At 43.9% G+C, this 8,809-nt stretch carries 4 protein-coding genes; 1 reads left to right on the top strand and 3 read right to left on the bottom strand.

The annotated features are described in order from the left end of the window. Window positions 1-210: 210 nt before the first annotated feature. A complete protein-coding gene (locus ISR87_01640) occupies window positions 211-3,024 on the bottom strand; it encodes a TonB-dependent receptor (GenBank protein MBL7024130.1) in 2,814 nt (937 codons plus the stop codon). Between the two features lie 559 nt (window positions 3,025-3,583). On the opposite strand from ISR87_01640, the gene ISR87_01635 reads away from it, so the two are divergent. After that, on the top strand, window positions 3,584-4,909 hold the full coding sequence (locus ISR87_01635) for a tRNA 5-hydroxyuridine modification protein YegQ (GenBank protein MBL7024129.1): 1,326 nt from the start codon (window positions 3,584-3,586) through the stop codon (window positions 4,907-4,909). 71 nt (window positions 4,910-4,980) lie between these two features. Here the strand turns inward: ISR87_01635 and ISR87_01630 are convergent, their stop codons facing one another. Both ISR87_01630 and ISR87_01625 read right to left on the bottom strand, forming a co-directional pair. Next, complete coding sequence (locus tag ISR87_01630) at window positions 4,981-6,000, bottom strand: PorV/PorQ family protein (GenBank protein MBL7024128.1); 1,020 nt, start codon at window positions 5,998-6,000, stop codon at window positions 4,981-4,983. Then, the gene (locus tag ISR87_01625) at window positions 5,997-8,807 is read right to left on the bottom strand and encodes a hypothetical protein (GenBank protein MBL7024127.1); all 2,811 of its coding nucleotides are present in this window, start codon (window positions 8,805-8,807) and stop codon (window positions 5,997-5,999) included. Before ISR87_01625 ends, ISR87_01630 begins: the two co-directional genes overlap by 4 nt. Window positions 8,808-8,809: the final 2 nt, after the last annotated feature.

Genomic DNA, 8,809 nt, shown 5'->3' with positions numbered 1-8,809 from the left:
ATGGCTTGAAATGGCTGTTTCTTTTGATCTAGACAATGAAAATGTCAATTTATCAGAGAAATGAGTGAAAGATGTCTCAAAATGACGAAAAAGAGACTCTTGCAATTGTATTCTCACACAGCCTCTTAATTCGGGTGCTATAGATTTGACCTCATGCAAAAAAAAAGGTCCCGGAAAACCGGGACCTTTTTTTAAAACTAAACGTTTAGACTAGAAATGAAGTTTTAGTCCAAAGTTCATGAAACGAGGTGTACCCAGGAACACTTCAGCTCTTGAAGCTGAGTGACTGGCACCACTTGAGAAACCATTGTACTGGCTATTGTCAACTGCATCTTGAACATAAGTAGCATCAAGAGCATTGAAAACGTGAGTAAACAGTTGTGCATTGAAACCGGCGATCTTTGGAAGGTCGTAGGTTACATGCAGATCCATTTTAGCATAGCCTGGGGCATCCCAAACTTGTACACGATCAGCAGCGTCTATTTCAGCATCGCTGAGTATGCCATTATCATCAGCATCATCAATGATACGACTATCAGGACTCCAGTCAGCATAGTTGTTGTCATAGATGCTGTAGATTGCCTGTACTCTCAGACCTTTAATTGGCATCAAAGTAGCACCAACTATATAGGCAGTCTGTGGCATATCACCAACTTTGAGATCTTTCAAGGCATATCTGTACTCACCCAATAGTTCACCAGCTTCGTTCTGGTAGTCTCCATCAGCATCATCGCCAAATGTCCAGTTACCAAAACTCAATGATGCATCAACACGGAGCATTTGCATAGGTTGTACAGAAGCTTCAACTTCAAGACCCTTATGGTTCTGGTTGACACCAGTTAAGAAAATAACATCGGTATCACCACTTGAACCCTGGCCACTGGTAACAGCCTTGGTCAGATTACGATCTATCCAATCGGTATTGTAAGCATTTGCAGTTACTGCAAACATTTTTGCCTTGTAATTCACACCAAGTTCTGTACTCGTGAATTTCTCATTTGTAGGATCAGCTGCAACTGTACCATCAAAATAGATCACGTTGTCCATGATTGGTGGTTTTTCAACATAACCAAAGTTACCGAAAATGTTGAAGTTATCGGCTAGATGGAACATACCACCACCCTTGACCTGCATGGCACCAATAGCGTCAGACTTGATAACTTCTTGTGCTGTGGTGAAGAGATCCTGATAGGAGTATTTGATGGATGAGAATCCGGCCATACCATAGGCATTCAATGCGCCTGCAGTATAACTGGCCTGTGCAAATCCACCGATCCAGTCAACAGTAGTCTCATTGTAATAATCGATGTTGTCACCAAGTACAACCCGATAGGGGTCACCATTGTTTACATTTGGATCAGAGTCATCCAGGTAATAGTCGCCACCCATGAGGTCACGGACTTCACGTGTGTGCTCAATTCCAGCAGTACGCCAGTCGATACCAACCTGAAGTTTCAACATGTCACTCATGTCAAAGTTCAGCTTGGAGATCAAACCGATGGTGCTCTGACGGTTGATGCTGTTTCTCAAGATTCCAACGGACTGATTGTTATCTGCACCGTGGGTACGAACCAGGGCAGTTTTATCAACATAAACCGTATCATCACTACCTGAGTTATAAGCAACAAGTGTATTCCAATCCCTGGTCCAGGGACCATCACCATAGTAGTATTTGTAATCTTCACCACCCAGGACGCCATTGCCATCCAAGGTTGGAATCTTACCATATGTACCTGTACCACCACCTGAACCACCTGACCAATACAGAACCGTTGATAGTCTCATCTTTTCAGTGAGATTTAAATAATGGTTCAAGTTGACCAATGGTTTATGGAAATAGTTTTCCCGTTCGTTCAGGAAATTGGGATCATATCGATCTTCGGTACGATCGCCGTACATATAAAAATACTGTTGTCCCTTATAGTCAGAGCTGATATCTGCCACATTCTGATTAAACAGATGACCCACATCGGAACCATCGGAATCCTTGGTGAACTTATCTACATAGGCGTCCCAATCTGCATCGTCTACACCATCTTTAGCTATTTCTTCAGCGAATTCCTGGTCATAGGCCATGACATTCTGCTTGTACAGATTTTGACCATGACGCTGTGGAGCACCAATAGCATATAACTCAAAACGGTTGTTAGAGTTAACTGCATAAGAAGCACCAAAATAGTATGCCCAGGCATCGGTCCAGGCCCCATCAACAATACCATCACCAGTTTTACGGACAATAGTACCACTCATGGCAATTTTGTCAGCAATCATGCCAGTGTTGTAATTCACGGTGGTCTTCAAGAATGCACCTGAGCCGGCTTCCTGTTTGAAGCTACCACCAGCTTCAAGCTGTGTAGGATCAGTAATGATATTCATGGTTCCACCAATGGAAGGTGTTGCCAGGTTAACCGCACTGAGTCCACGCTGCATCTGGATTGAAGATGTGGCATCTCCAACACCATCCCAGTTTGACCAATAGACCCAACCGTTTTCCATGTCATTTTGAGGAACACCGTTAATCATAACGGCGACATTGCGCTGGTTGAATCCACGCACGTTGATACGAGCATCACCAGCACCTCCACCCTGATTGGTGGCATATACTGAAGGAGTTGTATTAAGAACGAGTGGAATATCCTGTGAACCAAGACGTACTTCCATCTCTTCCTTTGAAACATTTGTATAAGCAACAGGCGTGTTGGCATCTGCGCGAGAAGCCAATACTTCCAAAGCACTCATTTCGAGAGCCTGGCTTGTGAGAGCAAAATTCAGGGTTGTGGCTACACCACTTGCAACCTGTGCACTCATGGTCACGGATTCATAACCAATGACTGAAGCTGTGACGGAATAATTACCTGCAGGGACACCTTCAATAACAAAGGCACCTGATAGATCTGATGCACCACCATAGGGCTGGCCATCAACGATCACATTTGCGCCTGGAAGGGCGTCACCTGTAGTTCCGTCAGTAACTGAACCGGAAATCGTACCCTGTGCCAGGGCGAGAGCCGGAACCATTACCATAACGAGCAATACAGTAAATAGATAACGTTTACTCATCTTCTTGTTTTCCTCCTTTTATTGGACATACGATATTGTAATGACTGTGACAGACATCACATGATGAATGGGTTCTTCAGGAAATTTATTCCAGATGAACACCATAAAATTACTTAAATTTCTCCATCCATTACGGCGCAAGATAGACTGGCAATTTTTCCCTGTCAACTACCAATTTGTTAGTATTCTGTTATACTCAGGTAGAATGGTGTACCCGCACAACTATTAGGGGTTGACATATACACGAACCCAATATGTTGTATCTCTAGAGCTTAGAGAGATTAGCTCTAGTAGGATGAGAAGCTCATTTCTATTTATGCCGGATGAGTGTGAAAATATTTTAATTTTCCAGGTGAAACATTTAGTGGTGAGCTGTGGTTATCTGCTACTCCAACATCAATTGAGCTCATACCGAAAATTGAGCCTGAAGTGAGATTGATCAATAGAATTATGTGTTTGCATTCTCATCTCTCAGATGGCTTATTTGAGCACTATATAATGACTATAAGGTAAATACCCATATATGAACAAATTAGATTCAGAATTATTATTGCCAGCTGGAAATTTCGAGAAATTGAAATATGCCTTTGCCTATGGGGCAGACGCTGTCTATGCAGGTGTACCACGCTACTCCTTGCGCACCAGGGAAAACGAATTTAGAAAAGAATCTTTGCTTGACGGAATTGCTTATACCCATGATTTAGGCAAAAAACTATATCTCACCATGAACATCTATGCCCATAACACCAAGATAAAGGGCTTTATGGATGAGATGGAACGTATGCTCAAATATGATCCAGACGCCATGATCATGGCTGATCCTGGCCTCATTCACCTCGCACGTAAAGAATTTCCTCAATTGGATATTCATTTGTCCACTCAGGCAAATTGCACCAATTGGGCCAGTGCAGATTTCTGGAGAGATCAGGGTGTGACCAGAATAATTCTTTCCAGGGAATTGAGCCTGAAAGAAATAGCCGAAATACATGCCAAGGTTCCACATGTTGAATTGGAAGCCTTTGTGCATGGTGCCATCTGCATTGCCTATTCAGGAAGATGCCTGATTACCAACTATATGAATAATATGGATGCCAATCAGGGAACCTGTACCAACTCCTGTCGCTGGGGCTATAATTTTGGCCAGAAATCTCCAAGCCTGTTGGAGATGGAAAGTCAGGATATCATTCAAATTGATGCACCCTACACCCCTCCTGAAGATGGATATTTCCTGGAAGAACCCAAACGCCCCGGTCAATACTTTGACATGAAAGAAGATGAGCACGGCACGTATATGATGAATGCCAAAGATCTTTGCTCCATTGAGTTGCTCCAGCAAATGCGAGATGCAGGAATTGTCAGCTACAAAATTGAGGGACGCACAAAATCAGTTTATTATGCAGCCATGACAGCTCGTTCATATCGCAAAGCCATCGATGACATGCAGGCAGATCGTCCTTTCGATTCAAAAAACCTTGAAGACCTGATTGGTATTGCTCATCGTGGATACATCTCCGGATTCTATACCAAGAATCCCCAGGAATATGGACAGAATTATGTGGATCCTTCTTCACAGGACTTTACCCATCAGAATGCTGGTATGGTCACAGGCTGGGACAAATCATCCCAATTGCTTGAATTTGAAATTAAAAATCAAATCAGGGTAGGCGAGACCTTGGAAGTCATTTCTCCAGATAGAACAGTCGAGATGGTGGTCGAAGAGTTATTCAACGCCAAAAAACGTCCTGTCGATGTGGTTCATGGCGGTACAGGGTTAGGCTATATCCCTTTCAATCATGACCCAGGCGAATTTTCTGTGATGCGTAAGGTGCTTGCTGAACCACGAGCATAATTGTATCCACCAAACCAAGCGAGGATTCGAATCCTCACCTGGTGTACATTGCGTTCTAACCTCTCAAAAAATTAAAACATCAAATTCAATGACAAAAACCGGGTATCCCCCAGGTGTTCATGCATGACAAAGGCGTAATCCAACTTGATGACCATTTTGTCGATGCGTTGATTGAGCCCCACACCCAGACTTGCGCTTGCTTCATCCGAATTGGTTCTGTATCCACCCCTGATAACAAAGTGCTGAGCGACAGTGTTTTCAAGACCAACCAGGACTTGTTCATCATTGTCATTAAAGTGGACAATATCCAGACCAATAGTTGAATGCCAAAAGGGCGAGTTGATAACATCGCTTGTAAGACCAAACTGAAAAATCAATGGTAGTGGATAAGCGTCGGTTTTCTTGTTGGCAGGGAGAATGCGATTGGCGTATTCTTCAGAAGCATCATAAAACACCAGCAAATCTGGACCAGACATTTGTAAATCTGGTCCAAAGTTCCTCATGGACATGGCAATAGCTGTATTCCGATAATGAATATGATAGAGGGTGCCAATGTCCAAAGCTACCGCCGTGGCAGTTTCATTCCAGATACGTTGTTGGACAATTTTGGATGTAAAACCAATACTGAATTGATCGATGAGTTTGACTGCATAACTCACTCCAATTTCAATATCCTGGGAGTCGAAAAATTCTCCCGTCCCATTGGGCTCCAATTCAGTAGTGATTTCCATTTTCTCCATACCAAGTGCCCTGAAGTGGAAGCCAAGGGTGCCTCTTCGAGGAAGATTGATTGTGTAGCCAACTGCCGTGATGTTGAAGTAGGTCATCCATGGAATCTGCGAAACATGCAGTGAGTGGGTGTGGTCCTGGGTTATACCCGCTGGATTCCAGAAAAGTGAGGTCGCATCATCTGACAGACCGGTGACTGCACCTCCCAGTGCTGCAGCGCGAGCACCAACAGGAATTTTTAAAAATTGGGCACCCGCTGTACCCAGATTCTTGTTCTGTCCCAACCCAGTTTGATTGAACATGAGGACCATGAATAATGCAATGACAGATTTGAGCGTCGTATTATTTGATAGAGTTCTCATTTGATCACCGCGAATCGATTTAAATATTCCAGACCAGCACTCTTCACTTGGTAGAGGTAAATGCCGGAAACGATTTCCCGACCTCCTTCAGCCCGCATATCCCAGGTCTCAGTGCCATGATTTTCATTATGCTCCAGCGTCTTGATCAAATCACCTGACAGGGTGAATATGTTGATCTCACATTCCATGGGAAGATTGATGAATTGTATTTGACGGATGGGCTCCCGTCGGTAACTGCCATATTCAGACTCCCAGAGTGAACCAGCAAGGTATGGATTGGGTACCACTCTGATCGACTCTAACTCATTTGCCGCATCGAGGGGTTTGATTTGCTCCTCTGTCACACCAAAAGTATAGGCATCCTGTATATGAGGGCTGTAAGGAGGAACTGAAGTTAAGGTAATCATGGTACCCACTGGAGGTGGATTACCAGGATCAAAGGTGAGGCTTGCCTCAATTCCATCAAAATTGAATGATTCCGTTGTATACAAGGTATCCGCTTCAAAAAGTACAGCATCCATATCTCTTGCAACCTGCATGACAATAAAAGTTTCACTGCCCGGACCGCTACCCACTCCTGAAACAGATATCTGGTAACTGGATGCTACCAGAGATGCCTCGTCAAGAACTTCAAATTCAAGGGTGAAATTAAGAAGCGGTGGGGAACTGACATCTTGTAAGATTGGCTGAGGTTCAAAAAGCATAATCAGGCCATCCTCTGATACAAGGGGAGTCTCCAGATCAAATTGCTGTGATTGCATGACTATGCTAGTGTCTGAGCCTTCTATACGACGAAGTGTTGCCGCGAAAATCAAACTGAAATAATCCCCGGGACTGGGTGATTTTGATATATCCGTGTTCTCAAAACTTAAATAGAATGCGGAGTCAGCCCAGATATAGGACCAGATGTTATCCCAGTAGAAAGGCATACTGGTGTAAATGAGTTCATACGGTGTCAACGTGTAAAGATCCGCTGCGGAGGATGACACAAATTCAAAACCGTAATGTTTAGTGGGCACAATACTGGAGTCAACAATTTCAATGTAGGACAGAATTCCAGGATCGCCTATTTCCTGCCGATGAGCATAATCGAACGTCAGGATGTATTTATAAGCGCTCAGCAAACCTGGTGAAACGGGGTCAACCTTGAGCAGATAGTTGGAGCGACCGGTTCCCGTATGGGTCACACCTGAGCTCGCTGAAGAAATATGATTTGGGGCATTTGAACGAGGGGTTAGTCCTACGACATTGTTTGGGCTAAGGCTGTTGCCAATTGGACTTTCAAGGCTGGTAGTGACTGAATCCCCATGATCGAAGGCTGTCAGAGAATACCAATATTCAAAGCCATTGATCACAGTCTCATCACGATAGGAATAAGCCATCCCAAGATCATCACCAATACCATTAATACGATCAAAACTGGCCAGGGGGATTGGATCCAACCCATCAGCTGAAACCTGGTTACGATCGACTTGATCCCAGGATGCCCCTGCATTTACACTCCGATACAGATGGTAGCCTTCAAAATCGATCATTTCTGATGCCTCATCTGGGACCGATTCAACTTCATCCGACCAATACAGGGTTGTGAATCCATCTCCAGCTATGCCATTAAGGACCGGAGTTTGAGGTGGTCGAGCTGTGACGAAATTTTTGGCGTATAAAGCCTGAGCAGCAGTGAGATTTGTATAAAGATCATCAATATCATCACCTGCTATGATGCAGATGATGAAGGTGAGTGTGTCTGTAGGGGATAGATCATAGGGACCCGAAGAAATGGTGCCATAGATATCAGCACCGGAAGGGGGAATCAATCCAGGATCATCAAAATGTATATCAGGAGAACTACCGGTGTTAAAAAAATTCACCGGACTTACACCAACAGGAAGCAAATCCAAATTGCTTGAGAGTGTTGCCATGAGTGTAGAATCTACTAAATCAAGTCTGCCGTAGTGCATATCGGTGATGCCTGCCATAGACCCATCGATCAATGGGGTCTCCAGCATGGTGATACCCATGACCCCGGGCTGTGCTGCCCACTCAGCAGAATAATTATCTGCATCATAAGTATAAATGAAATTGTTAGCGCTGTCCCAACCCAATAAATCATCTCGATATTCACTATCTCCCCCGATATCAAAATCATGATGAAAACCAAAATAAACGCTATCATAGCTCACAAGAGATTGGTTAGTGATCTCAAATTTGAAAAAGACCATGTCCTTTATATCAGGATTGGCAAAAGCATAGCCCGTCTTGATCGTTTGAATACCCAAAACCTCAACCGTATTGTTTGCATCATTGTAGGCGCAATAGCTATCCTGATTTGATACAAAGAGTGAGTTGTCCTGGTCATCATGGAAAAACCAGACGGAAGCTGGCCATGTGATAGGGTCATCGCTAAATGCAATAGATGCACGAGCAGGATTGTGGAAATCCGGTACAGCTTCCCATTCGATATTCGAGATATAGACGGATTGGATCACGTTGGCAGCCCGACCGGCAGCTCTATCCGGTGCGACACCGACCAGAGGCATCAATTTCCAGATATAATTGTGATCGCTATTAATGGGATACTCACCTGCGTATCTGGAAGCAAAGGTTCCTCGAGAGATTCGTCCATAATTTGTAAAATACAATCCGATATTGCTGGCATCATGAACGCCCTTGGCACGATCGGATATTTCCAGGATAGACGGTTTGAAGGCTGCTCTTTTCTCTTTATCGAGATCTTTTTCACTAGCACCCAATGACATGGGAAGAAGCATGATGATGAGGAGAATGTGACCAAATATTTTAGTGTTCATAA

Source organism: Candidatus Neomarinimicrobiota bacterium (assembly GCA_016784545.1).
GTDB lineage: Bacteria > Fidelibacterota > UBA8477 > UBA8477 > JABMPR01 > JABMPR01.
Note: the sequence above shows the minus strand (reverse complement) of the source record. Positions and strands in the feature narration are given on the sequence as shown.

Coding starts and splice junctions, on each gene's coding strand:
- ISR87_01625 (MBL7024127.1), bottom strand. CDS start 8,807: ATGAACACTAAAATATTTGGTCACATTCTCCTCATCATCATGCTTCTT.
- ISR87_01640 (MBL7024130.1), bottom strand. CDS start 3,024: ATGGTAATGGTTCCGGCTCTCGCCCTGGCACAGGGTACGATTTCCGGT.
- ISR87_01635 (MBL7024129.1), top strand. CDS start 3,584: ATGAACAAATTAGATTCAGAATTATTATTGCCAGCTGGAAATTTCGAG.
- ISR87_01630 (MBL7024128.1), bottom strand. CDS start 6,000: ATGAGAACTCTATCAAATAATACGACGCTCAAATCTGTCATTGCATTA.